At 53.7% G+C, this 24557-nt stretch carries 28 protein-coding genes; 23 read left to right on the top strand and 5 right to left on the bottom strand.

The genetic code is table 11. The features are described from left to right. Positions 1-2 precede the first annotated feature (2 nt). Positions 3-173 carry a hypothetical protein gene (locus tag FY034_RS15560; protein WP_265552156.1) on the top strand — a complete coding sequence of 57 codons (171 nt, stop codon included), beginning with the start codon at positions 3-5 and terminating at the stop codon, positions 171-173. A 1-nt stretch (position 174) separates the two neighbouring features. Here the strand turns inward: FY034_RS15560 and FY034_RS15555 are convergent, their stop codons facing one another. From FY034_RS15555 to FY034_RS15535, 5 genes are all read right to left on the bottom strand, one after another. Next, on the bottom strand, positions 175-1794 hold the full coding sequence (locus FY034_RS15555; RefSeq protein WP_265552154.1) for a chemotaxis protein CheA: 1620 nt from the start codon (positions 1792-1794) through the stop codon (positions 175-177). Beyond that, a complete protein-coding gene (locus tag FY034_RS15550; RefSeq protein WP_265552152.1) occupies positions 1791-2714 on the bottom strand; it encodes a sensor domain-containing diguanylate cyclase in 924 nt (307 codons plus the stop codon). Before FY034_RS15550 ends, FY034_RS15555 begins: the two co-directional genes overlap by 4 nt. After that, on the bottom strand, positions 2707-3348 hold the full coding sequence (locus FY034_RS15545; RefSeq protein ID WP_265552150.1) for a chemotaxis protein CheC: 642 nt from the start codon (positions 3346-3348) through the stop codon (positions 2707-2709). Before FY034_RS15545 ends, FY034_RS15550 begins: the two co-directional genes overlap by 8 nt. Beyond that, positions 3345-3719: a response regulator gene (locus FY034_RS15540; protein WP_265552148.1), complete on the bottom strand. Its 375-nt coding sequence runs from the start codon at positions 3717-3719 to the stop codon at positions 3345-3347. Before FY034_RS15540 ends, FY034_RS15545 begins: the two co-directional genes overlap by 4 nt. Positions 3720-3812: 93 nt before the next feature. Further along, the gene (locus FY034_RS15535; protein ID WP_265552146.1) at positions 3813-4763 is read right to left on the bottom strand and encodes a YbgA family protein; all 951 of its coding nucleotides are present in this window, start codon (positions 4761-4763) and stop codon (positions 3813-3815) included. 102 nt (positions 4764-4865) lie between these two features. Here FY034_RS15535 and FY034_RS15530 point away from each other — a divergent pair, with 102 nt between their 5' ends. The 22 genes from FY034_RS15530 to FY034_RS15425 all read left to right on the top strand — a co-directional run bounded on the left by FY034_RS15530 (position 4866) and on the right by FY034_RS15425 (position 24530). Further along, the gene (locus FY034_RS15530) at positions 4866-6467 is read left to right on the top strand and encodes a methyl-accepting chemotaxis protein (protein ID WP_265552144.1); all 1602 of its coding nucleotides are present in this window, start codon (positions 4866-4868) and stop codon (positions 6465-6467) included. A 91-nt stretch (positions 6468-6558) separates the two neighbouring features. Continuing rightward, the gene (locus FY034_RS15525; RefSeq protein ID WP_012471341.1) at positions 6559-6927 is read left to right on the top strand and encodes a response regulator; all 369 of its coding nucleotides are present in this window, start codon (positions 6559-6561) and stop codon (positions 6925-6927) included. Continuing rightward, complete coding sequence (locus FY034_RS15520) at positions 6924-7442, top strand: chemotaxis protein CheX (RefSeq protein WP_012471340.1); 519 nt, start codon at positions 6924-6926, stop codon at positions 7440-7442. The genes FY034_RS15525 and FY034_RS15520 overlap by 4 nt, the downstream gene beginning before the upstream one ends. A gap of 74 nt (positions 7443-7516) precedes the next feature. Further along, on the top strand, positions 7517-8611 hold the full coding sequence (locus tag FY034_RS15515) for a response regulator (RefSeq protein WP_265552141.1): 1095 nt from the start codon (positions 7517-7519) through the stop codon (positions 8609-8611). Beyond that, entirely contained in the window at positions 8590-10734 is a 2145-nt protein-coding gene (locus FY034_RS15510; RefSeq protein ID WP_265552139.1) for a tetratricopeptide repeat protein, read from the top strand. The genes FY034_RS15515 and FY034_RS15510 overlap by 22 nt, the downstream gene beginning before the upstream one ends. 172 nt (positions 10735-10906) lie before the next feature. After that, complete coding sequence (gene flgB / locus FY034_RS15505) at positions 10907-11347, top strand: flagellar basal body rod protein FlgB (protein WP_265552138.1); 441 nt, start codon at positions 10907-10909, stop codon at positions 11345-11347. Further along, positions 11347-11784: a flagellar basal body rod protein FlgC gene (gene flgC, locus FY034_RS15500; protein ID WP_265552136.1), complete on the top strand. Its 438-nt coding sequence runs from the start codon at positions 11347-11349 to the stop codon at positions 11782-11784. The genes flgB and flgC overlap by 1 nt, the downstream gene beginning before the upstream one ends. An 11-nt stretch (positions 11785-11795) precedes the next feature. Continuing rightward, a complete protein-coding gene (fliE, locus tag FY034_RS15495; RefSeq protein ID WP_265552133.1) occupies positions 11796-12095 on the top strand; it encodes a flagellar hook-basal body complex protein FliE in 300 nt (99 codons plus the stop codon). A gap of 36 nt (positions 12096-12131) precedes the next feature. Further along, positions 12132-13724: a flagellar basal-body MS-ring/collar protein FliF gene (gene fliF, locus FY034_RS15490; RefSeq protein ID WP_265552131.1), complete on the top strand. Its 1593-nt coding sequence runs from the start codon at positions 12132-12134 to the stop codon at positions 13722-13724. Positions 13725-13742: 18 nt separating this feature from the next. Continuing rightward, positions 13743-14735, top strand: coding sequence for a flagellar motor switch protein FliG (fliG, locus tag FY034_RS15485; RefSeq protein ID WP_041242978.1), 993 nt, complete (start codon positions 13743-13745; stop codon positions 14733-14735). Further along, positions 14722-15495, top strand: a complete 774-nt coding sequence (locus FY034_RS15480; protein ID WP_265552127.1) for a FliH/SctL family protein — start codon at positions 14722-14724, stop codon at positions 15493-15495. Before fliG ends, FY034_RS15480 begins: the two co-directional genes overlap by 14 nt. A 9-nt stretch (positions 15496-15504) precedes the next feature. Continuing rightward, the gene (locus FY034_RS15475) at positions 15505-16824 is read left to right on the top strand and encodes a FliI/YscN family ATPase (RefSeq protein ID WP_265552125.1); all 1320 of its coding nucleotides are present in this window, start codon (positions 15505-15507) and stop codon (positions 16822-16824) included. Between the two features lie 14 nt (positions 16825-16838). Beyond that, positions 16839-17282 carry a flagellar export protein FliJ gene (gene fliJ, locus FY034_RS15470; protein WP_265552123.1) on the top strand — a complete coding sequence of 148 codons (444 nt, stop codon included), beginning with the start codon at positions 16839-16841 and terminating at the stop codon, positions 17280-17282. Positions 17283-17286: 4 nt separating this feature from the next. Next, complete coding sequence (locus FY034_RS15465; protein ID WP_265552121.1) at positions 17287-17841, top strand: hypothetical protein; 555 nt, start codon at positions 17287-17289, stop codon at positions 17839-17841. A gap of 78 nt (positions 17842-17919) precedes the next feature. Then, a complete protein-coding gene (locus tag FY034_RS15460; RefSeq protein WP_265552120.1) occupies positions 17920-19995 on the top strand; it encodes a flagellar hook-length control protein FliK in 2076 nt (691 codons plus the stop codon). A gap of 20 nt (positions 19996-20015) precedes the next feature. Then, positions 20016-20690, top strand: coding sequence for a flagellar hook assembly protein FlgD (locus FY034_RS15455; RefSeq protein ID WP_265552118.1), 675 nt, complete (start codon positions 20016-20018; stop codon positions 20688-20690). Continuing rightward, on the top strand, positions 20687-21070 hold the full coding sequence (locus FY034_RS15450) for a TIGR02530 family flagellar biosynthesis protein (RefSeq protein ID WP_265552116.1): 384 nt from the start codon (positions 20687-20689) through the stop codon (positions 21068-21070). The genes FY034_RS15455 and FY034_RS15450 overlap by 4 nt, the downstream gene beginning before the upstream one ends. A 92-nt stretch (positions 21071-21162) precedes the next feature. Then, positions 21163-22053, top strand: coding sequence for a flagellar hook-basal body protein (locus FY034_RS15445; protein WP_265552114.1), 891 nt, complete (start codon positions 21163-21165; stop codon positions 22051-22053). A 189-nt stretch (positions 22054-22242) separates the two neighbouring features. Further along, positions 22243-22797, top strand: coding sequence for a flagellar basal body-associated FliL family protein (locus FY034_RS15440; protein WP_265552113.1), 555 nt, complete (start codon positions 22243-22245; stop codon positions 22795-22797). A 23-nt stretch (positions 22798-22820) separates the two neighbouring features. Then, positions 22821-23816 carry a flagellar motor switch protein FliM gene (fliM, locus tag FY034_RS15435; protein ID WP_265552111.1) on the top strand — a complete coding sequence of 332 codons (996 nt, stop codon included), beginning with the start codon at positions 22821-22823 and terminating at the stop codon, positions 23814-23816. After that, positions 23800-24099 carry a flagellar motor switch protein FliN gene (gene fliN / locus FY034_RS15430; protein ID WP_265552109.1) on the top strand — a complete coding sequence of 100 codons (300 nt, stop codon included), beginning with the start codon at positions 23800-23802 and terminating at the stop codon, positions 24097-24099. The genes fliM and fliN overlap by 17 nt, the downstream gene beginning before the upstream one ends. After that, positions 24096-24530, top strand: coding sequence for a FliO/MopB family protein (locus tag FY034_RS15425; RefSeq protein WP_265552107.1), 435 nt, complete (start codon positions 24096-24098; stop codon positions 24528-24530). The genes fliN and FY034_RS15425 overlap by 4 nt, the downstream gene beginning before the upstream one ends. The last annotated feature ends 27 nt before the right edge of the window (positions 24531-24557 follow it).

The raw sequence follows: 24557 nt of genomic DNA, 5'->3' as shown, positions 1-24557 counted from the left end.
ATATGAAGTGGCTGCTGACCTTGATTGCGGTGAACTGCCTGATCTCGGTGGTGATCTATCCGATGATGACGCTGGGAGTGGATAAGCCGATGAACTGGTTGGTGGAGGTCGGTTCTCTCGTGCTTGGCGTAGGTGCCTTCTATCTGTTGATCCGCTACCGTAAAGAGTTGTAGCCTATGATGGCTGGCTGCCGTGTAGCCGCAACAGCTCAGGCAGGTCCAGAATCAGGGCGATGGTGCCGTCCCCCAGGATGGTGGCGCCGGAGATGATACGGGCATCCCGGTAGATCCTTCCCAACGGTTTGATGACCGCTTTAACTTCGCCCACCAGCAGGTCAACTACCAGGCCGATCCGTCGTCCGTCCTGTTTGACCACCACAATAAAGCGTGAAAGCGGCGCCGGGACCGCAGGCTCGACAATATCACGCAGGTCAAGACAGGGCAAGGCCTCGCCACGAATATTCAGATAGCCGCGCAGCAGCAGTTCGGCAGCTGCCTCCGCCGGCAGATCAATGGTCTCGTCCACCAGGTCCATGGGAAGGATGTAGCTGTCATCCCCGACGGCAATCATAAAACCGTCAATCAGCGCCAGTGAGAGCGGCAACCTGAGCTGAAAGCAGGCTCCCTGTCCTTCGCTGCTGGTAACATCGATCTTGCCGCGCAACTCTTCAATGGTCCGTTTGACCACATCCATGCCCACCCCGCGCCCGGAAAGCAGGGTGGCTTCTTCCGTGGTGGAAAAACCGGGTTCAAAGATCAGCGCCAATGGATCACGGTCAACCATCTCCAACGGGCGGATCAACCCTCGTTCAACTGCACGCTGCAGCACCCGCTCACGGCAGATACCGCGCCCGTCATCCCTGACTTCAATCACAATACTGCCGGCCTCTTGAAAGGCGTTCATTCTGATCATGCCGGTGGCCGGTTTACCGGCCGCCTGTCGTTCTGCAGGGGGTTCGATGCCATGATCTATGGCGTTTCTGATCAGGTGAACCAGCGGCTCACGCAACCGCTCCGCCATGACCTTGTCCAGTTCGGTCTCGGCCCCGGCAGTTGTCAGTTGGATTTTTTTGCCGCTTGAAGAGGAAAGGTCGTGTACCAGGCGTTGAAAGCGCCGGAAGAGGTCTCCCACCGGCACCATGCGGAACACCATGGCCCGCTCCTGGATCTTTTTGACCAACAACGAGACTGCAGCAGCTGATTCAAGGGACGCATTGTCACCTGTCTGTTTAACATGTGATTCCAGCTCTGAAGAGGCGGTGACCAGTTCAACCACCAGGTTGATCAGCTGGTCCAGTTTTTGAGCGTCAACCCGGACCACTTTTTGGGAAGCTGCGGACTCTTCGGTGCTCGATTCGTCAGTTTGCGGCAGATCGGGCTCTGCTGGAGCTGCCGCTTCAGCAATAGCAGGTGGCTGCCACTGGGTAATCATGGTCAGGAGTTGATCATGGCGGGGGGGGAGTTCTGGCTCTGCCGACTCAAAGGCTGCGATCAACTTTCTGAGATGGTCGTGACACTGCAGGCAGAGTGCGCACAGTTCTTTTGTCAGAGGCAGCTCGTTTTCGCGGACCTTCACCAGCAGATGTTCGAGGGCGTGGCAGAAGGCTTCCACCTGGTCGGCAGCAACAATACTTGCAGAGCCTTTGATGGTATGGACTGCCCTGAAGAGGCGGTTGAAATCGTCTCCCACCGCTGGTGTCGTTTCAAGTGACAAAAGTGCCGATTCCATTTCAGCCAGCATCTCGACTGATTCAAGGGCAAAGGCCTCCCGTATCTCGGCTAATTCACTGGTCATGTGGCATTTTCTACCGGCACGGGGGAGCTGCAGACCCGGTTGCGTCCAGTCCGTTTTGCCTGGTAGAGGGCGTCATCTGCCCGTTTAATGATGCTGTCCTGGGTGTCATCGCGGTGCAGGTCGGTCACCCCGATGCTGACGGTCACCCTGCTTTGATGATCGGTACAGGAAAACTGGCTGGCTGCAACTTGTGTACGACAGCGTTCGGCAAGCACCAGGGCCTGCTCAAACGAGGTCTCCGGCAGGATGCAGCAAAATTCCTCGCCGCCATAACGCCCGAGAATGTCGGAGGTCCGTATCAGCTCCAGCAGCAGTTCAGAAAATTTTCGCAGGGTGTAGTCACCGCAGATATGCCCATGGGTGTCGTTGATCTCCTTGAAATGGTCAATATCAAGCATCATGATACTCAAGGGATTGCCGTGCCGCCGTGAACGCTCCAGCTCCTCCTGAAGCCGGGTGTCAAGGTAGCGGCGGTTGAAGACGCCGGTCAGGCCGTCGACCTTGGCCATCTGTATCAGCTTGTGTTCGTAGATAACAAAATCAGTGACATCCTGAACCGTGATGTAGATGGCAGAAATTTCTTTGTTGTCATCGCGTAAGGGGCCAAACGTGCAATTTTGCTGCATCTGGGGGAATAACGCAGATGAGCCGTGGGGATTTTTCATGGGGAAGAGATATTTGTGCAGCTTCTGTGAGTATGAGGCGTAGTTGCCGAAGGCAAAGACGCTTTTAATGATCCGGATAACGCTGTTTTCGCAGAGTGCCGGGAATACATCACAGATGTTGCGACCGATGATCTCCTCGGCCGGGATATCGCTGTGCAGCTCCATCCAGCGGTTCCAGCAGGTAACGGTAAGCTCACGGTCAAGCACCACCAACCCGAGGTTGATGGTGTTGAATATCTGGTGGTACTCACTCATAGGGACCCAGGAATTCTGCAATGGCCTGTTTCAACCACGGCATAATGCTGTATTGGCTGACCAGAAACAGGTAGCCACTGACATTATACTGCTCAAAATTAAAAACGGTCTTGAATAGAATCGCAAACGAGTCGGATGTATTCAAGACACTTCCCAGGGTGCCGTAAATCTGCTCCTGAGAGAAAAAGCGGGGGGGGGCATAGGTGACGACATCGCCGAGCATCTCGGCGATCTTGCCGACACAGGCGCCGATAATGATATTCCCCACCTCAACCAGGGTTTCCTTTTCAAGGATGTCTATGTCGTAATTTTCACCAAGTAAAGACATTTCCCCGTCGAAAATTTTCAGAAGCTTACGCCCTTCTCCGTGGGGGAAAACCAGGAAGCTGCCACCACTGAACTTGCCGCTGAAAAACTGGGTGATCATGCTCATGTCGGTGGTGTCGGGTATCTCTTCCTGAACGTAGCGGATCACCTCGTCCGACTGCAGGACGGCGATGTGTGGTACGGACAGGATCACATGCAGGTTGATGATCTCGGCCAGATCGGCAGCAGCACGGCCAAAACCGATGTTCATGATCTCCTGCAGCGCATCCTTTTCAAGCTCGGTCAACTCGCGTGCGGAATCGGTCATGGCTTTGTACCGTCAGCCAGTACCTTGTCCAATTCTGCAATCACGGCCTCCTTGACCGGCGGTTTTTTGACTACGGCACAGGCCCCCAGCTCGGTGACCCGTTCAATAGTGCGGCGCTGGATATCAGCGGTAAGGATGATCACCCGGGCAGCGGGGTCAAGTCTGCGAATCGCCTCCAGGGCAGCTATCCCATCCATCCCCGGCATGGTAAGGTCCATGAAGGTGACGTCAGGCTTGAACGACTGGTACAGCTCGATCGCAACACTGCCGTCGTTTCCTTCTTTAAGCTCGTGGCCCGCGTCTTTCGGGATGCAGGCCTTGAGACTCATCCGGGCGACAAGCGAGTCATCAATAATCATAATCCTGGCCATATGAGATATCTCCTTCGGGCAGCCTGAGTTATCCTGCTTGTCTGGCGTGTGAGTATACCAGAGGGGGCGCTGTGTGCAACCGCTTTGAACAGGCTAGGCGTGGTTACGGAGCATCAGCTCGTCCGGCTGGGGTGAAAAATAGAGTTGTTGCTCCAGATAGGGTTGGCCGAAACGTTGTATATGGTGTTTAAGCAGCGTAATCGGCACAATCAGTGGCAGCTGGCACATGCGATAACGTTCAATCAGCTCCAGCAACTCCTGTTTTTCCCACGCTTCGAGCTGTTTCTTGAAATAGCCGATACAATGCATCAGGACATTGGTCTGCTTGGCAGGCGTAGCCAGCAGTTGCAGCGCCTCCATAAACAGTGTTGCATAGGCTTGTAAAAGCTCCGGCAAAGGGAGCGTGCCGGCTGTCAGCCTCCCCAGGCGCCGGTAGTGATCAGGGGAGTGGGCCATCAACAGCAGCTTGTGTTGCGTGTGGAATTGGACCAGCTCTCCTTTGGCCGGGTTGCTGTCAAGAAAGGTCAACAGGCGGTCGTATCCATAAACCCGTTCGATAAAGTTTTCCCGTAACCGGGTATCGGCAAGGCGTCCCTCTTCTTCCACCGGCAGAAGAGGGAAGGCGTGTGTGACGGCCCGGGCAAATAATCCTCTGCCGGTGCTGAGTGGCGGGCCTTTGTCCTGATAGACCTTAACCCGGAACAACCCGGAACTGGGTGAGTTCTTTTTGAAGATAAAACCGCGCAACTTAAGGGCTTCCAGCTCTCGCACCCGTTGTGCACACCAGTCCTGCATCTGGGCGGTCAGATCATGTCCGGTCCTGGCCGTTATCAGGCGGGGGGCTGCAGGGTTGCCTGTCAGATGCATCGCTTCACGAGGGGTTGGCAGGCCGCATTCAATCTCCGGACAGACCGGGACAAAGTCAAAATAGAGTGACAGCAGGTCAGCAATGTAGTGGTTCAGTTTGTGCCCGCCATCATAGCGGACATGCTGCCCCAGCAGGCAGCTGCTGACCCCCAGAACTATTTGATGTGATAGTTTCATGCAACCCCCTTCCAGAGTGCTTTTAGCAATTGACATCACCTTGTTTTGTGCTACTAACTTTGGTTGGTAAATAAGCATTTAGCGTAAAGGAGCTGCCTTGTCATGAATTTTACGATCAAACAGAAGATGACAGCATTAATTGCCTTTCTCCTTGGGGTGGCTGTGCTGGTCACCGGATTGATGCTGTTTACCTTTTTAAAGATTAATTCATCTCTGGATCAGATGGACCGGATCACCAAGATTCAGCATGCTGCCATGCAGGGCTCGATCCATATGTTGAAGGCCCGTGAGTATGAAGGGGAGTTTTTTACCCGTAAAGATGACAAGTGGACCGCCCGGGCTGAGAAGGAGGTGGGTGAGGTCTATAAGGTGCTTGAGCAGCTTGACAAGGTCAATACCGACAAAAAGATCAAGGGACATAGTGCCAAGGCCCAGCAGCTCGGCAAGGCCTATGTGGAGCAGTTCAAGGGGTTGGTGGCGACCTTTAAGAGCGGTGGTGATGTGATTGAAGGACGCGAAGAGCTGCGTGACGTTATCAATGAGTTTCAGCCCCAGCTGGAAGACTATATCCCCAAAATTGCCGGAACACTGCATAAAAAGGCCAGCAATGAGCTGGACAGCACCATTGCCAAGGGCAAGACCATCATGCTGGTTGTTCTGGTCGGATCGTCCATCGGCCAGGTTATGTTGCTGCTCTTTATCGTGTTGCCGGTCCTTAAATCAATTTCAAGCATGACTGAGCGGTTGAAGGATATAGCCACCGGAGAAGGTGATCTGACCAAGCGGATAGAGGTGTCAAGCAAGGATGAGATCGGCGAAACGGCCGGTTGGTTCAATACCTTTGTTGAGAATCTGGCTGTCATAATCGGGCAGGTGGCCGCAAATGCCCGTCAGGTCACGGCGGTTGCCGAAAGCGTACGGCTCAATTCTTCGGCTATGGTTGCAAGCTCTGAAGAGATGGCCGGACAGGCTGCTTCTGTGGCGGTGGCGGCAGAAGAGATGTCCGCCACTGCGTTTGAGATTGCCAGCTCATGCACCCGTTCTGCAGCAAGTGCAGCCGAGGCGGACCAGGCCACTGAAACCGGGGCACGGGTGATTCAGGAAACCATTGCCGGTATGCAACGGATTGCGGAGCGGGTTGGTGAGGCTGCTGCAAACGTGGAAGAGCTGGGGTCAAAATCAAACCAGATCGGTACCATTGTCGGTACCATTGAAGATATTGCCGACCAGACCAATATGCTGGCTTTGAATGCCGCCATTGAAGCAGCCCGTGCCGGTGAGCAGGGGCGGGGCTTTGCCGTGGTTGCCGACGAAGTGCGGGCGCTTTCAGAGCGGACCACCAAGGCCACCAAGGAAATTGGCGATATGATCCGCATGATCCAGCAGGAGACTGGTGGTGCGGTGCGGGCCATTGAAAACGGTGTGGCCGAGGTTGAAAACGGTACCCGGGAGGCGAGTCGGTCCGGCGAGGCGCTTGGGGTGATAACCAATGAAATACAGAATGTCACCCAGCAGATGAGTCAGATCGCCACAGCGGCTGAAGAACAGAGTGCCACTACCAACTCCATCAGCCAGAGCATCCGCCAGATAACCGATGTGGTGCAGGAAAGCACAGACAAGGCTCAGGACTCCTCACGCTCTGCAGAGGAACTGTCCCGTCTGGCTGAAGAACTGCAACGTCTGATGGGGAAATTCAGGGTTTGAATTTTAAGTGCAAGCTGTGTTAAAAATAGCAGCATTGCTATTCATGATACGAATCAATTAATGCCCATGGGGCACAGGGAGGAACTGTTATATGGCAAATATCCTGATCGTTGACGATTCATCCACCATGAGAAAGATTATTTCCCGCTCACTGCGTCAGGCAGGACTGCCGGTTGACGACATCCTTGAGGGGGGCGATGGTATTGAGGGACTGAACGTCCTGCAGACTTCAGGTAAGACCGTTGACCTGATCCTTTCTGATATCAATATGCCCAACATGGATGGTCTTGAGTTTGTCAAGGCCGTTCGTGCCAACGGGTTCTCGATGCCGATTGTCATGATAACCACGGAAGGTGGCGAGGATGTGATTGCCGACGCCATTGCCAGCGGTGCCAAGGACAGCATCAAAAAGCCCTTTACTCCTGAACAGCTGAATGAAAAGCTTGGGGGACTCCTATGAGTCTGAATGCCGAGATTGCTGATAGCCTCAAGTTCTCGGAACAACAGCTTTCCGAGTACATTATCAACGCTACTCGCGAAGTCTTTTCCACAATGGTGATGATGGAGCCGGCCGACGATTTCCCGCTCAAAGAGCCGATCACCCATTTCAAGTGCAGTATCACCGGTATGGTGGGGTTTGCCGGTACCTATTCCGGTGTTATCTCCATGCACTGCCCGATGCACCTTGCAAAGAAAATCACCGGCGCCATGTTGGGGATGGATGAGAGTGAGGTTGAAGAGGGTGGTGAGGATCTGAATGATGCCATTGGTGAGATTGCCAACATGCTGGGTGGCAGCGTCAAAATGATTCTTTCCAAAGGGGGGCTTGATGTCAAGCTCTCCATTCCGACGGTGATTGCTGGCGAAGATTACACGGTTAACTCACTTTCGGACATCGATTGTGTGGTGATTCCGTTCAATGTCGACGCCAGTGAACGGTTCCTGGTTGGTCTGACCCTCAAGAAAGAAGAGTAATCCCCCGATTTAGCTAGTACGGGGTGCAAAGGTGCACCCCGTGCAGTTCACTCTGTATCTCCCGCGAGCCCCTGATGGATGGTTATGTAAAGCTGCACGAAATGCTGGAGACCGCTCTACGGCAGGCCGGTGAAGAGGCCGGTATGCTGTTGGGACAGGGCTTGACTGCAACCCTGACGGACTCTTTGACCTTTAGCAAGGCCGCCTACTTCGGCGATCTTGATGACGGCGTTTTTGTGCTGGCTGTTGAGTCGCGGGAAGAATATCCCGGTCAGTTTCATCTGGTCTTCAATCTGCGGGATGCTATTTTGATGAGCAGCCTGTTGTTAGGGATTCCGGCGCCGAGGATTAAGGAAAAACAGCGTCTCTCCATCATTGAGCCGGATGACATCGACGCCTTCGGCGAAATTGGCAATATGATCAATGGGGCCATGAATTCAACCTTTCAGGGTTCCCTTTCCGGCAAGGCCCACCTCAAGCTGCTCGGCTCAAAGAAATACGTCCCTGAAATCGATCCGCTGACGGACGATGATCCCCTGCCGAATGGCGACTATCTGATGTTTCGCTCCCGGCTGGAGATGGAAGGCCAGGAGATGCATCACCTGGACGTGCTGATCCCGGTTGCGCTCGGGAATCAGTATGACCCTCCACCTGAAGCGCCCCCGGCTGCTCCTGTTGAAGAGATTGCTGCAGAACCGGTTGGCGAATCAGGCGAAGTAACGCCCAGCGCTGTGGCTGAAACCGGCGAAGACGTACCGGTCCGCAAGGCTGGCGGCATTGCCGGTACAACCGGTGAGGATATGATTGCTGTCTTTGAAGACAGCGATGAAGAACGGGCACATCTATTGGATTCACTGCGATTTTCCGGCTTTAAACTAGCAGAATCAACCCTGAACGCCGATGTCAAAGAGGTGTTTTCGCAAGGTAATGTGCGGCTGGTGGTGATCGGCTCACAGGATGCCGACGACCGTGAACTTGCGGTTTGCATCAAGATTAATGCCTTGCGCCAGGATCAACCGGTACCGATAATAATGTGTGCCCAGCGCTGGACGCGTACTGCCGTGCTAAAAGCGCTTAAATACGGAGCGCGTGATATCATCATCAAACCCTGTGATCCTGATGAAATTGCCAGTAAGGTGAAGCGGCTATGCCGATTGCCTTCCGCCTGATAACAGAACTTCTGCTGTGTCGGGGGCTGCATGGCAGTGCTGCCGGGTTGCTTTGTCTGTTCCTTGCCTTGATTTTATTCCCGCAGTGCGCTGATGCGTCAATTCAGAATCTGATCCACCGGATAGAGATCCGTCCCAAATCCTCGTTTACCCGTATCACCGTAAAACTGGCTGAAGAACCGCATTTCAGGGTCTCAAGAATTCCCGGCAATCGTCTCAGGATCAGGTTCAGTGATACCTCCGGTGCGCCGTTCAGATCATTACGACGCTACTCAGATGCCAATATCGGAGGGGTGCTGGTCTCTCAGCGCGGCAATGACGCCTTGCTGACCTTTGCCATTGCCGCCAACCGTGTTGGCTGGCGAATGGTACATGTTGACGGCCTGCCGGCACTTTCTCTGGATGTCGGCCCGCTTTTTAGCGGGGTAACCGCCCACCCAGCATTGCCCGGCAGGGAGAGGATCAGGAATGGTGCGGCAAAACTGCTCAGCAACTTTGACCCTCCCCTCAAGCCGGAGATACCCTTTGTACCCACAGACCGGAATGTGCTCAAGACCCTGCTGCCGGAGGATGAGCAACGCCTGTTTCTTGCTGCGGAAGGGGCACTCTACAAAGGTAAACTGACTGCCGCCGAAGATGCCTTTGCCCCGTTTGCAACCAGACCATCCCGAATCCGCCCGCTTGCGCTCTACCGGCTGGCAGAGGCTCAGTATCGTTTGCAGAAGTATGGGCCGGCGCTGGAAACCTTTCGTGAGGCTGCCCGCCAATGGCAGGATTTTCTGACGCTGAATCCGGCGATCATGTTTTACTATGGCGACAGTATTGCCCGCAGTGGAGACCTGCCGGGCGGACGGCAGTTACTGGCACGACTGATTGTCTCCAACGCCGATAAGAAGTATGCGCCGGTACTGCTGGTTCGTATGGCCGACGTGCTGGCCCGTCAGGGGGGTGAAGGCGATGCGCTGGCAATTTACAACAACATCTCCACTGCGTTCAAGGATAACAAGGCGCACCAGATTGCCGTCATGAAGCTGGCTGACCGAGCTTTTCTTGAAGCAACACCTGATGATTACCAAGCCTTAGGCGCCACCTACGCCAAGATTGCTGCTAACACCACCGATTTTGATCTGCGTGAAGAGACCACTTTCAAGCATGCCCTGCTGGAAGCGATCAACGGGCCGGCCGACACGGCGCTTGATTTGGCAATAACCTATCAGAAACGTTTTCCCACCGGGGTATACAGTACCGTCATTCGCGATATCCGCGAAGATCTGGTTGCGCTGGTTTTCCAGGGGACGCCCTGGGATAAAAATCCGGCTGGATTGATCCGGCTGGTAACGGATAATCAAGAGTATCTGGCCACGGCAGTAAAAAATCCTGTTTTTTTACCCGCGGTATCCGGGGCGTTTGAAAAAGCTGGACGGCCCCTTGATCTGATAGCGCTGTATAGCGGGTTACTGGAGCGGCCGTGGGTAGGCGCGGATAACATCCCCTATCTAACGCTGCAGGTCGCTGACCAGGCAGAGCTGCTGGGTGATACCCTGATGGCCCGCAGGGTGCTTCAGGGGTTTTTGCTGCGTAATCCCGCCCATGCCCAGACACGCTGGGCCCATGAAAGACTGGGGGCGATTCAGTTTGCCGCGCATGAGCTGCCGGCTGTCCGGGTCGGTCTTTCCTGGCTCCTGAATAAACAGGAATCGGCAACTTTCCCGGTCAGTTATTATTATTTAGGCCGGGCCCTCTGGGATAACAAGGAGTATGCCCGCTCTGCCCAGGCAATGGAACTCTATCTGTATGCTGTCAAAGATATGAAAGAGGTTCCTGTGCTGGTCGGGGATGCCTATTATATTGCAGCAAGCTCCCGTCAAGTGCTCGGAGAACGCAAGGCGGCTGCCGTGCTCTTGGAAGCCGGTTTGAAGGCGGCTTCCAAAGAGCGTAAGGAACAGTTCCTTTACAAACTTGGTGAGCTGGCCGCGTTGGACGGCCGCAGCCAGCAGGCACGTGCCCTGTTCGAACGTGTACTCAATGAAGGTAGAGACCCGGATTGGCAGCGTCTTGCCCGTCAGGCCCTTGAAGATGATAAACTTTCCCGCCCCGCTGTTGCCCCGTCAAAGAAAAAATAGCGTCAAAAAAATGTATTTGTCAAAATAACGACACTTGTCTTTGTCGTTTCAGGGCACATTCGCCCACAACTCCCCTGATTTTGCCTGGTTTATGCGTGCATATTGTAAGGCACAGAAATTGCAAAGTTTTGTAAGGTCTGCATTCTGCTGAGCGCAGGAGGGGGGATTCGCCGTGCCTGTCGAGGGATTGTTTAATACAACCATAGATGTATTGGGTAAGAGTATTGATCTGCGTACACGCAATCAAAATCTGATTTCATCCAATATCGCCAATGCGGAGACTCCTGGATATACCCCTAAAAGTCTGGAGTTTGAGCAGCAGTTGCAATCTGCCGTCAAGAAATCGACGACCCGCGGAGGGGGCTCGCAATTCTCCGGAGCAACGACGCATCCCGCACATATTCCTTTGCGTGGCGGTGGTGAGCAGATCAGCCAGGTGCGTGGAACCGTCGTTGAAACGCCGGCCAAGACCCCAGGGCGCGACGGCAATTCGGTCGAGATGGAAAATGAAATGAGCCGGATGATGCAGAACCAGGTGCTGTTTAATGCTTCGGTTCAGCTGCTGGCAAAAAAGTTTGAAGGGTTACGTACCGCCTTGAGGGAGGGTAAATAATGGACCTTTTTACCGCAATGAATACCAGTTCATCGGCGCTTACGGCTGAGCGCACCAGAATGAACCTCATATCCAGTAACCTGGCTAATGTTAATACCACCCGTACGCCTGAAGGGGGGCCGTATAAGCGCAAGGATGCTGTTTTTGCCGCTACAGCTCCACTTGATGCCTTTGGAAAGGCGCTTGGTGGCGCTGCCGACAGGCATGTCCGTGAGGTTAATGTGGTTGAGATTGTTGAGGACCAGAGCGCGCCCCGTATGCAGTATGACCCTGCGCATCCTGATGCCAATCCTCAGGGATATGTAGCCCTCCCTAACGTGAATGTGGTGGAAGAGATGGCCGATATGATCACGGCGACACGGGTCTATGAGGCAAATGTCATGTCTGCCCAGGCAGCCAAAAATATGGCGCTTAAGACACTTGAAATCAGCAAATAGGAGTCTAGGTTATGGAAATTAAGGGTATCAGTGGTGTTGGCATGTCTGCGGCCTTTCCGCTTGAAAAAAATACATCCGCGACCTCAGTGGCAGATGGGGCCGGCAAATTCTTCAAAGAACTGGTGGGCAAGGTGAATGATCTGTCGCAGCAGTCTGATCAGGCAATTCAGAAGCTTGCAACCGGCGAAAACCGTAACCTGCATGAAACCATGATTGCGGTGGAAAAAGCCAGTGTGTCGTTTCTGTTTATGTCGCAGGTGCGCAACAAGGCACTGGAGGCGTATCAGGAAGTGATGAGGATGCCGGTCTAGCCATGGTATTTTTTTACAACAGAGGTGTGAATAGCCATGCCTGAAGGATTAAAGCGAATTATTGAGCCGTTTATGGCGTTGTCCCCCGGTAAGCGTTTGCTGGTTGGCGGCGTGGTGCTGGCTTGCCTTCTTTCGTTTGCGCTGCTGATCATGCTTGCCAACCGGACGGACTACCGTCCGTTGTTTACCAATCTGGCCAGTGAGGACGCTGGAGAGATTGTCAAAAAGTTGAAAGAGGCCAAGACATCGTACCAGATTACCCCTGATGGCAAGGGGATCATGGTCCCCGCCGACAAAGTCTACGAGCTTCGGCTTTCGCTTGCGTCGGAAGGTCTGCCCCAGGGTGGCGGAGTCGGATTTGAGATCTTTGACCGAAAAAATTTCGGTATGACCGAATTTGTGCAAAAGCTGAACTATCAACGGGCGCTACAGGGGGAACTGGCTCGTACCATTACGCAGATCAGCGGGGTTGAGCAGGCCCGTGTCCATCTGGTTATTCCGGAAAAGACCCTGTTCAAGGAGGCTGAAAAGCCGCCTACAGCGTCGGTTGTGCTGAAGATGAAAGGAAATAAGAACCTTCGTGACAGTGAGGTGCAGGGCGTTGTGCATCTTGTCTCATCTTCGATTGAGGGGATGAATGCAGATAACGTAACCGTGCTTGACAGCCGCGGCAAAATCCTGAGCAAGGGCGGCAACGGCATGGCTGACGCCAGCGCCAAGGCCACCAGCGCAATGCAGGAAACCCAGCGAGGTTATGAGCGCAACGTGGAGGAACGCCTCCAGACCTTGTTGGACCGTGTGGTTGGCGGAGGCAAATCTGTTGCAAGGGTGTCGGCGACGTTTGATTTTAAACAGGTGGAGCGGGTCGAAGAGAAATTTGACCCTGAGACCATTGCCGTGCGCAGTGAACAGCGCAGTGAAGAAAAGGCGGGAGGTTCAGCCGCCTCAACCGGTGTGCCGGGAGTTCAGACCAATCTGGGGAGAACAACTCCGGGTGCTGGTGGCGCAGCTGGTGGCGGCAGCAAGAACGATGAAACCCTGAACTATGAGGTCAGCCGTTCAACCTCGCGTACGATAGAGCCGGTAGGCACTCTCAGTAAGGTGTCGGTAGCCATTCTTGTAGATGGCAAATATGAGGCCGGTGCTCCCGGCAAGGATGGCGCAGCCGGCAAGGCAAAATACGTCCCCCGCTCGCCGGACGAACTTCAGAAAATTGAGGCACTGGTCAAGGGGGCCGTGGGGTTCAATCAGGAACGGGGCGATCAGATCAGTATCCAGAATATTGCGTTTCAGGATGCAGGGGAGGCCGCAGGCTCAACGGAAAGTGCCAAATGGTGGATGAACCCGTTCTTCTTGACACTTTTCAAGAATCTGCTGATTGCCTTGGGCTTCCTTGCGCTGATGTTGTTCGTGGTCAAGCCGATGCTGAACACGCTGCGCGCCGCCCGTCCGGCCCGTCCGGATATCCTTGAGGCGATTGTGCCGGATGCCCAGGAGAAGATGTCAGCCAGCGAACGGGCACAGCTGGCCATGCATATGGCAGAACAGCAGGAGCTGATGGAAAAGGCCAAGACGAATCCGTATCAGGTAGCGCAAATCCTGCAAAACTGGTTGGGTGAAAGCTCATGATGAGAGGGAATGATCGCCATGACTGGTGCTGATAAAGCTGCAATTCTACTGCTCTACCTTGGTGCGGATGTCACCGCCAAGGTTTATGAGCATATGGAGGATGAAGAGATCAAAAGGATCTCAAAGAGCATGGCCGGTCTTGGTCACGTGAACCGGCAGACCATTGGTGAGGTTGTTGAAGAGTTCAATGAGGTTATCTCACCGGAGTCGGGTATCTTTGCCCAGGGTGACGAGTTTGTCCGCAAGGTACTGGAAAAGGCGCTTGGTCCGGCCAAGGCCCAGATGCTGATGGAAGAACTCCAGGCCTCCAGCTATGGCGATCTGGTGGATATCCTCTCTGCCATGGATCCGAAAAGCATTTCAAACTTTCTTTCCCAGGAACATCCCCAGGCAATTGCTGTGATCCTGGCCAAGCTCAAGTCAAAGCAGACCAGCGAGATTATCGCTGCCCTGCCGCAGGAGTTACAGGCTGAAGTTGTGTTGCGGATTGCCGATGTTGAACAGGTGTCGCCGGAGATTCTGCAGGAAATCGATGAGGTCATGAAGCGCGAGATCAAATCGATGGGCGGGGTTCAGCGCTACAAGGTGGGTGGTGTTGAAAAAGTCGTTGATATGTTTAACCACTTTGATCGCAGCAAGGAAAAACAGATCCTTGAAAAACTGGATGTACTCAGCCCACCCCTGGCCGAGGTTATCCGTAAGCACCTCTTTACCTTTGAAGACGTCTTTGCCATGGACGACCGTTCAATTCAGGCCATTATGCGTGAAGTTTCCAATGACACGCTGACACTTGCAATGAAGACTTCGACGGATGATGTCAAAAACAAGATATTCAAAAACATCTCCAGCCGCGCGGCAGAAATGATCAAGGAAGACCTCGAAGTTATGGGGCCGGTACGGCTTTCTGACGTTGAAAAAGCCCAGTCAGAGATCATCAAGATTGTACGTAAGATGGAGGAAGAGGGCAAAATCGTGCTTGGTGGACGGGGCAGCGAAGATGTCCTCGTCTAAGGTCATCAAGGCCGGAGATGAAGAACTGCAGATCGGCGGCTTCAGTTTTCAGAACATACTGAAAGGCGGTGCGCCGACTGTAGCTCGTGTTACCACAAAATCTGAAGATTTTACCCCCCTGGCTCTTTTCGATCCATCTGAGTTGGGCGAAAAAGGCAGCCTGATACCAAAGCCTCAGCTAGAAGAACCCATTCTGGAACCACCCCCGCCACCCGGTAGCTACATTACCGATGATGATCTGCAGCGCTATCAGGAAGAAAGTTATCAACGTGGTCTGCAGGATGGTAAAAATCTTGCGGAACGTGGCCTGCTGAATGTGTTCAAGGGGCTGCGTACCGCAGCCGAAGATTTGCAACTGTTACGTGAAAAGGTGTTGCGTGATTCAGAGGATGACCTGCTGGCGCTGACGCTTGCTGTCGCCCGTAAAGTTATTGCGCGGGAGGTCGCGCAGGATCGCCAGACCGTGCTGCGGCTGATCAAGTCGGCGCTGATGGATCTTAATGAACAGGATGAGTTGGTTATCCGCTTGCATCCGGATGACCACGCCTTGCTGACCAGCAGTAAAAGTGACGCCCTGAAAAATGAATTGTCCACGATCCGCTTTGTACTGAAACCTGATCCAACGGTGGAGATCGGCAGCTGCCTGGTTGAAACGGGGCGCGGGACGGTGGATGCAAGTTTTGAGGCACAGCTGGAAGAAGTCTACCGGCGCCTGTTGGAAGAGCGTACAGCGGGTGAAGCAACGGAAGCTGCGGAGTAAGCCGCAATAATGTCAAACAGGACGATAGATATGGGCAGGTACCTGCGGGCAGTGGAGTCGGTTAACCCGATCCGCTTGCATGGCAAGGTCACCCAGGTTGTTGGCTTGGTGATTGAGGGGTACTGTCCGGATACCTCGGTTGGAGCCATTTGTGAGATTCGCCCCAAGGACGGTGTCCCGATTCCGGCTGAAGTAGTGGGGTTCCGTGACAACAAAACCCTGCTGATGCCGCTGGGAGACCTGCGCGGGGTGGGGCTGGACAGCCTGATCGCGGTGCGACGTGACAAGGCGACCCTCATGGTGGGGCCCGGCCTGCTGGGGCGGGTCATTGACGGCTTGGGCAATCCGATAGATGACAAAGGTCCGCTGCATCTGGATGAGGAATACCCGATCTATGCAGCACCGGTAAATCCCATGAAGCGCCCGCCGATCAGGCGCCCGCTGGATCTGGGCATTCGCTCAATCAATGGTCTTCTGACCTGTGGCCAGGGACAGCGGGTTGGCATTATGGCCGGTTCCGGAGTAGGAAAATCAACCCTCTTGGGCATGATTGCACGCTACACCGAGGCAGATGTCAATGTGATCGCCCTGATTGGTGAACGTGGACGGGAACTCCGCGAATTCGTTGAAAAAGACCTGCAGGAACAGGGCTTGCAAAAATCAGTGGTAGTGGTGGCGACCTCAGACCAACCGCCACTGGTCAGGATGCGTGGGGCCTATCTGGCAACAACCATTGCGGAATATTTCAAGGACCAAGGCAAAAAAGTGTTGATGATGATGGACTCGGCCACCCGCTTTGCCATGGCGATGCGGGAGGTCGGTCTTGCCATTGGTGAGCCTCCCACCACCAAGGGGTACACCCCTTCAGTCTTTGCCGCCCTGCCGAAATTGCTTGAGAGAACCGGCAACTTTCCCGAAGGGAGTATTACCGGGCTCTATACCGTACTGGTTGAAGGAGACGACTTTAATGAGCCGATCTCTGATGCCATGCGCAGCATCCTCGATGGTCATATTGTCCTATCAAGGGATCTGGCGGCCCGTAACATCTATCCGCCGATTGATATCATGGCCAGTGCGAGCAGGGTCATGGCCGATGTTGCCGATGAACGGCACCGGAAGTTGGCTGGGCAGTTTAAAGAGACCATGGCAACCTACCGTCAGTCTGAAGATCTTATCAATATTGGTGCCTATAAGGCAGGTAGCAACCCCGGAATTGACCGGGCAATTCGTAAGATCGATGCTATGGTTGCCTACCAGAAGCAGGCCGTTGCAGATCCGGCAACGCTGGCTGACTCGGTTGACGGGCTTCAGCAGATATTTGAGAGTTAGCAGGGGATTAGGGGATGGCTGTAAAAAAACAGTTTGAGCTGCAGCCGGTTCTTAACTACAGGGCTGAGCTGGAGAAATTGCGTAAGCAGGAGTTCGCCCTGGCCAAGCAGGACCTGGATGCTGCTGCTGATAAGCTGGAACAGGAAAAGTCTGAGGCGGCCCAACTGGCGGAAGAGTTCAGTAAACGTCAACAGGAGATCAACTCAATCTATGAGATGCAGCTATATGCTGATTTTTTTGCGCGTAAGCGGGAAGAAATGAAGGAACAACAGCGCCGGATTGAAGCGCTTGACCGGGTGCTTGAGGACCGCCGTGAGGATCTGGTGCAGGCCACCAAGGAAAAAAAGGTGATGGAGCGTCTGAAAGAAAAACAGAAAGAGGCGTTTCGGAAGGAACAGGCCTATAAGGAAGGCCTGTTGCTGGATGAAATTGCCACCCAGAAAAAAGGGCAGGAGTAGTGGTGTGAACAAACGCTGGATATCAATTATAGCCATGGCATGCAGTCTGGGGACGGTTGCAACCGTTGCCCTTACTGCATCACAAGGCACCACGGAGCCGATCCGCACCCCCCAGACCGGGATGCAGGGCGATCCGGTTCCTCCAACCCGAGCTGCCCGTGAAGAACGGGCGATTCAGGAGGCGCGGCGGCAACAGCTGGCTGAAAAGGAAGCTGCACTGGCTGCCAAAGAAGAAGAGCTGAAAAAGATGGGAGCCAAGATTGATGCCCAGTTGAAAGCGATGGAAGAGACAAAAAAACGTTATGAGGAAATGCTGAAGGCTGAAGATGAACGTCGCAAGCAGGCCCAGAGTGAACGGGTCACTAAAATGGTCAAGCTGTTCAAGACCATGAAGGCGGCTCAGTCCGCTGATTTGCTTGACAAGATGGAAGAGGACGAGGTTAAGCTGCTGCTGGACCGGCTCGATACCAAGACGGTGGCAAAGCTGGTGCCCAACCTTAATCAGCCGCGAACCATCCGTTGGGTAAACGAGAACCTGCGAAAGCGCGGCGAAAAGTAGTCAACGAGTCCTCATCTTCTGCCGATAAGAGTGTTATGGCGCTATGGCCGTAAACTCAAACAGGGAGGAGGTGAGACAATGGATGCAGGACAGATTATGATGATGCCGGCAGCTGCACAGGTAGCCGGTTTGCAGTTGGAAGGCATAAGCCAGGTAGAGCTGGCAGCCAAAGACTCAGGGTTTGATCAACTCCTCACGTCAGTTGTTCAAAAGGCTCAAAAACAGGTGGATCTGCTGTCAGAAAAGGATGCCGGAAGCGTTGGGGCAGACTTGGATCTAAAACAGCAGGAACAGACTGGCATGGTTCTTGACCCCACCGTTCTTCAGATGATGGTCTCCTTGTTTGCAAAAACAGATGCTCAAATTTCAACTACTGTAAATACTACCGGTGCATTAGCGGAAGATGCCGTGTCGGTTGGTGTGGTTGCTGAGGCAGAGGTTCAGCCACAAACCAAGGTGGAGGCCCAGCCGCAAACCAAGGCAGAGGTTCAGCCACAAACCAAGGCAGAGGTTCAGCCACAAACCAAGGTAGAGGTTCAGCCGCAAACCAAGGTAGAGGTTCAGCCGCAAACCAAGGTAGAGGTTCAGCCGCAAACCAAGGTAGAGGTTCAGCCGCAAACCAAGGTAGAGGTTCAGCCGCAAACCAAGGTAGAGGTTCAGCCGCAAACCAAGGTAGAGGTTCAGCCGCAAACCAAGGTAGAGGCCCAGCCGCAAACCAAGGTAGAGGTTCAGCCGCAAACCAAGGTAGAGGTTCAGCCACAAACCAAGGTGGAGGCCCAGCCGCAAACCAAGGTGGAGGCCCAGCCGCAAACCAAGGTGGAGGCCCAGCCGCAAACCAAGGTGGAGGCCCAGCCGCAAACCAAGGTAGAGGTTCAGCCGCAAACCAAGGTAGAGGTTCAGCCGCAAACCAAGGTAGAGGTTCAGCCGCAAACCAAGGTAGAGGTTCAGCCACAAACCAAGGTGGAGGCCCAGCCGCAAACCAAGGTGGAGGCCCAGCCGCAAACCAAGGTGGAGGCCCAGCCGCAAACCAAGGTAGAGGTTCAGCCGCAAACCAAGGTAGAGGTTCAGCCGCAAACCAAGGTAGAGGTTCAGCCGCAAACCAAGGTAGAGGTTCAGCCGCAAACCAAGGTAGAGGTTCAGCCGCAAACCAAGGTAGAGGTTCAGCCACAAACCAAGGTGGAGGCCCAGCCGCAAACCAAGGTGGAGGCCCAGCCACAAACCAAGGTAGAGGTTCAGCCGCAAACCAAGGTAGAGGTTCAGCCGCAAACCAAGGTAGAGGTTCAGCCACAAACCAAGGTGGAGGTTCAGCCACAAACCAAGGTGGAGGCCCAGCCGCAAACCAAGGTGGAGGCCCAGCCGCAAACCAAGGTGGAGGTGGAGCAAACAACAAAGCCCTCTGCTGCGTGGCTGGTTTATGGACGCCCGACCCAGCCAATACATCAAACTGCCACTAGGCAGCAGGCAGTGCAGGTGCCGGGTGAGGCCAGAGAAACTGGTGTTACGCCAGCAACCTTGGTACTCCAAACTGCTGAGAGTGACGTTATTATGCCAGGCCTAGCAGTAAACAGCCCGGATGAAGCCGGCATGCAACGTGGGCTGCCAGAGTCAGGAACCCCACATCCGTTTGGGGTAGCAGCTCATGCCGCCAGCCTGACGGTTCAGGGGCATGCGGGCGAAGCACTGCCAGCTGATAGTGAAAAAACAGCTGTTAGTGATCAGGTTGCCCAACAAGTAGTGGCACATCTGAAACCATCAGCACGTGAGCAGGTCGGAGACCAGAGTGTCACATTCAGGTTGTCCCCGGAGCATTTGGGCGATATTCAGTTGAGTATGCATATGGATGCCAAACAGGGCGTCAAAATTGAAATCGTTGCCGAAAATCGCGGGGTACGCGAGACGCTTCTTCAGCAGGCTGATGACCTCAGAGAGACCCTGGCCCGCCAAAATATCAAGATGGATTCGTTTGATGTATCAACCGGGCTGGGAGGTGGCGCGTCACAACAGACCCGTGACTGGCGGCAGCAGCAGGTGGGGTTTCAACAACAATCCCAGCGGATTACGGGTGCCGAAAGAAATCTGTTTAGAGAGACGGCCGAGATTCCGATACGGTATATTGAGGCGCAGTACCAATCAACACTTGATGTGAGATTCTAACGAAAGGAGGTGGCCAGGAGATGGCAACAACGGTTAGTGGGGTAACGACAGCTTCAACAACAACAACAGCAGCAGCTGATGCCATGAAGCAGACGTTTGGCATGGATACGGATGCCTTTCTTAAACTGTTTATTGCGCAGATTCAATACCAGGATCCGCTTGCGCCGCAAGATACAAACGATATGTTGGCCCAAATTTCCCAACTCACCCAGGTTGAGCAGTCATACAATACGGCAACGGCATTAAATAATCTGTTGACGGCTCAAAGCAACAGTTTGGCCCTGAGTTCCGTGGGACTGATTGGCAAGGATATTGTCGCGCTGGGAGATAGTTTGAACTTTGATGGTACCAATCCGGTTGAGCTAAGCTACCAAAAGACCTCTGCAACCACAGGTACTACGCTTACCATTAAAAATGAGTCAGGTCAGGTTGTGCGCACGATTGATCTGGGTTCCCAAGAAGTTGGCAACGCAACCTACCAGTGGGATGGCAAGGATGCCCAGGGAAACGTGCTGGCTGCAGGGGCGTATAGCTTTTCAATCAGCGGTACCGACGCGTTAGGTGAGACACAACAGGCCATCACCTACACAACAGGCCGGGCCGACGGCGTCACATTTGATAACGGTGTGGCGTATATCACCATCGGTGCTGTTCTTGTGCCGTTTGCAGATGTCATGAGAGTTCAATCCGCATGAGCACAATTGATCAGATCTATTTTCCAAGACCGGCACAGCCGGTCAGCAAGCCTACTCAGCCGGCCAAGCCGCAAGCGACACAGGCTGGTGGCGAGACTCCGTTCTCAAAGGCTCTGGATCAGGCTCAGGGGGTCAAATTCTCCCAGCATGCTCAGGATCGTCTTAAGGCTCGTAATATCAGCCTTAGTACTGACCAGCTTCAGCAACTGGAGGGTGCGGTAAACAGCGTGGCTCAGAAAGGCGGCAAGGACTCATTGGTTATGGTGGGGGAGGCTGCACTGGTGGTAAGTGTGAAAAATAGAACCGTGGTGACAGCCATGGATCGCACTCAGATGAAAGGTAATGTTTTTACCAATATCGATTCGGCAGTCATTTTATAACACGAGAAACGGGCTGGCCCTCTGTGAGGAAGCCCGCAAGATACCGACCGACTGAGGTGTCTTGAGCAAACCTAACAAGGGAGGAAAAAGTCATGAGTATAACAGGAGCGATGTTTACCGGCGTAAGTGGTTTGCTTGCAAATGCCGAAGGTCTGAACGTGATTGGCAACAATCTGTCCAACTCAAATACCATAGGGTTCAAAGGGGGGCGGATGCTGTTTTCAGATCTGCTTTCCGCACCTATCGGGAATAACTCGCAGGTGGGTCGAGGGGTACAGATCCAGAAGGTTGATAACCTGTTCTCCCAGGGGTCACTTGAAAGTACAACGGTCGTTACCGACCTTGCGATTCAAGGGGATAAGTTTTTCTCCTTTGCCGTGCCCGGAACAACTGCAGCTGCAGCGGTTGCTGTTACTGATGCCTATTACAGTCGTGCCGGTGCCTTGCGGATTGACAGTAACAACCGCTCGCTGATCAACCCGGACGGCTATGTCGCCTTGGATGAAAATCAACAGCCGGTTGTCTTTGTGTCGACCTATACCGATACCTCTGGCAATGTGCTGGATTTTCAAAAAGTAGCGGGAGTTGATGCTCAGGGGCGCCTGCAACTGCTGTATGCTGACAATAACGGTAACAGCTCAAAGGTGTATTATGCGGGCAATGGTGTTGTGCCGGTTCCCACCACAACCGGTGCGGTTGGGCTGGGTACTGCCAGGATACCGAACCCCCCGGGGCTTGAAAAAGTCGGCTCAACACTTTTTAAATCAACCGGTAATGCGGTTGGCGGATCAGGTACCCCCATTGTAACAAGGTCAAACGGTACGAACGAAAAAATTCTTTCAAACAACCTGGAGTTGAGCAATGTCGATATGGCAACCGAAATGGTCAAGATGATTCTGACCCAACGGGCTTACTCCGCAAACTCAAAGACAATTACCACTGCTGATGAAATGACCCAGGAGGTACTTAACCTCAAGCGTTAATCGTACTTAGCCCGATATAATCTGATGAAGCCCCCGTTTGCCTGCACACGTTTGCAGGTGGGCGGGGGCACAATTGTATCAGCAATACTGAAGAATGATGGCAAGTGGTTGCAAAAACCTCGTTTTCGTTTTACAAATGCAATGCAATGCCTGAATCAGTTAACTAGTTGGTGTATACTGGAGGATCGAATGGCAAAAGACGACCAGGCGGCAGCCGAAGCCCCGGCGGAAGGCGGCAGCAAAAAGAAATTGTTCATCATTATTGGCGCAGCGGCGCTTGTGCTGGTTATCGCCGGTGTTGTCGTATTTATGATGATGGGCAAAGGTGATAAGAAAAAAGAAGGGGCTGATGCACAGGGGGCGCCGGCTGCTGCTGAGGGGGGCCATGGTGCAGCTCCGCCAGCTGCGGGAGGGGCGCATGGCGGTGCAGCCACTCCGGGTGTATCTACGGTCTTTTCACTGGAACCATTCATTGTGAATATCTATGACGGTCAGGAGCTGCGCTATCTGAAAGTGAAGATAGAACTTGAAATGGCCAGCGCAGCCGTTAAGCCGGAGTTGGAAGGGCGTCTCGCTGCCATTCGGGATGCGATTCTGGTGGTCCTGACAACCAAGACGCTGCAGGAGGTTCAGGATGTCCAGGGTAAGAACCAGTTGCGGGAGGAGATCCTGACGGCAATCAGCAAGATCGTTGCTCAGGGCAAGGTCAGCAAGGTCTATTTTACTGATTTTGTTGTCCAGTAACCGATCGGGGACGCCGCGTGGCCATGGAGAAGATTCTAACCAAAGCCGAGATTGAGGCCCTGCTGAACGCGGTCTTTGACGGACGGATTGAGCCAGAGAAGGAGCTTTCCAAGTCTGAAGGTACTGCTGTCAGCTATGACCTCTTCAATACTGAGGCCTACCGCGGTTTTGTTCCCAATCTAGATATTGTCTATGACGGTTTCATCCGCTTTAACCGGATTACGCTGTCAAACCGTCTCCGCAAGGTGGTGGAGATCAAAAAGGTAGGGGCGCGTTCCTACAAGTTTGATGATTTTTTGCAGACCCTGCCATCTCCGGTCTGTATGGCAATTTTCAAGCTGGATCCCTTAAAGGGGGCTGCACTGATAGCGATGGACAGCTCCCTGGCTTTTGCTATTGTAGATAGTGTGCTCGGGGGGACCAGCCGTACCGCACTGGCACTGAACCGCCTTTTTACCACCCTGGAGCTCCGGTTGGTTGAGATGGTGCTGGCTGATGTTCTGGCTGATCTGGAAAAATCCTGGGCACCGCTGTATCCAGCCAAACTAAGTCTCTTGCGGATGGAGATGAACCCGCGTCTGGTGACGATTGTCCCCCCTGAATATCAGGTGGTGACCATGACGGTTAAGGTTCATATTGAAGAAAATGTCGGCACGATGATCTTTGTTGTGCCGATCATGACAATCGAGCCGATTCGCGATAAGCTCAAAGAGGGGATGCAGTTTGACCTGATGGCGATTGACCCGCAGTGGTCATACCGCCTTTCATCGGAGATTCTGGATGCTCCGATGGAGCTTAGCGTTGAACTTGGTAACTCCACCATCTCGTTAAGAGAATTGCTGGATCTTGAGGTTGGTGACACGATCATGCTGGACAAACCATGCACCAGCGAGTTGCTGGTCAAGGTTGAAGGGGTGCCGAAATACCAAGGGATTCCCGGCATCCGGCATGGCAACAAGGCAATGCAGATCAGTGATATTATCTCCACCAAGGGGAACACACGTGAACGACAAGTCTGATGCCGTAGAGGCTGAACAGGAAAAGAAGAACCTGGAGTTCATACTTGATATCCCGCTTCAGGTAACGGTAGAGCTGGGACGCACCAAGCTGCTTGTCAAGGATATCCTGCAGTTGAACCAGGGGGCGGTGGTTGAACTGACCAAGCTTGCTGGAGAACCGCTGGATATTTTTGTCAACTCAAAGCTGGTTGCACGAGGCGAGGCGGTGGTGGTCAACGAGAAATTTGGCGTGCGCCTGGTTGATATTGTCAGTCCCAATGAGCGCGTGGAGAAAATTTTGTGATCAAAGCAGCTACCCTGTGGCTGACATCGTGTTTAGTGTTTTTTCCGGTTGTGGCACAGGGGGCAGGCGGGCAGGCGGGGGAAGGCGGTTTTGGGTTCCTCTCCAGCTTCCTGCAGATGGTTGCGGCGCTGATGTTGGTTGTCGGCTTGATCTTGCTGACCTATTATGTCTCTACCCGCCTCATGCGCAAGATCCCGGCCTTGCGTCCAGGCAATCAACATATTCGTGTGCTTGAAGTGCGGGCAATGGGGCCTCGCAAAGTCCTGATTCTGATCGAGGTGGCTGGAGAATATCTGCTGCTGTCCAGTAGCGGTGAGCATTTGACACTGGTAAAGCAGATTGACATGCTGGAGGAAATTGAAGTTGTTGAAGAATCATCTGAGCGGCCGTCGTTTTTGGCACTATTGAAGCGGGCCGCCTCACGTAGCTAGCAAGACGTTCCTACTTGTATGCCGTAT

It is taken from the genome of Trichlorobacter lovleyi, from assembly GCF_015239775.1.
GTDB lineage: Bacteria > Desulfobacterota > Desulfuromonadia > Geobacterales > Pseudopelobacteraceae > Trichlorobacter > Trichlorobacter lovleyi_B.
Note: the sequence above shows the minus strand (reverse complement) of the source record. Positions and strands in the feature narration are given on the sequence as shown.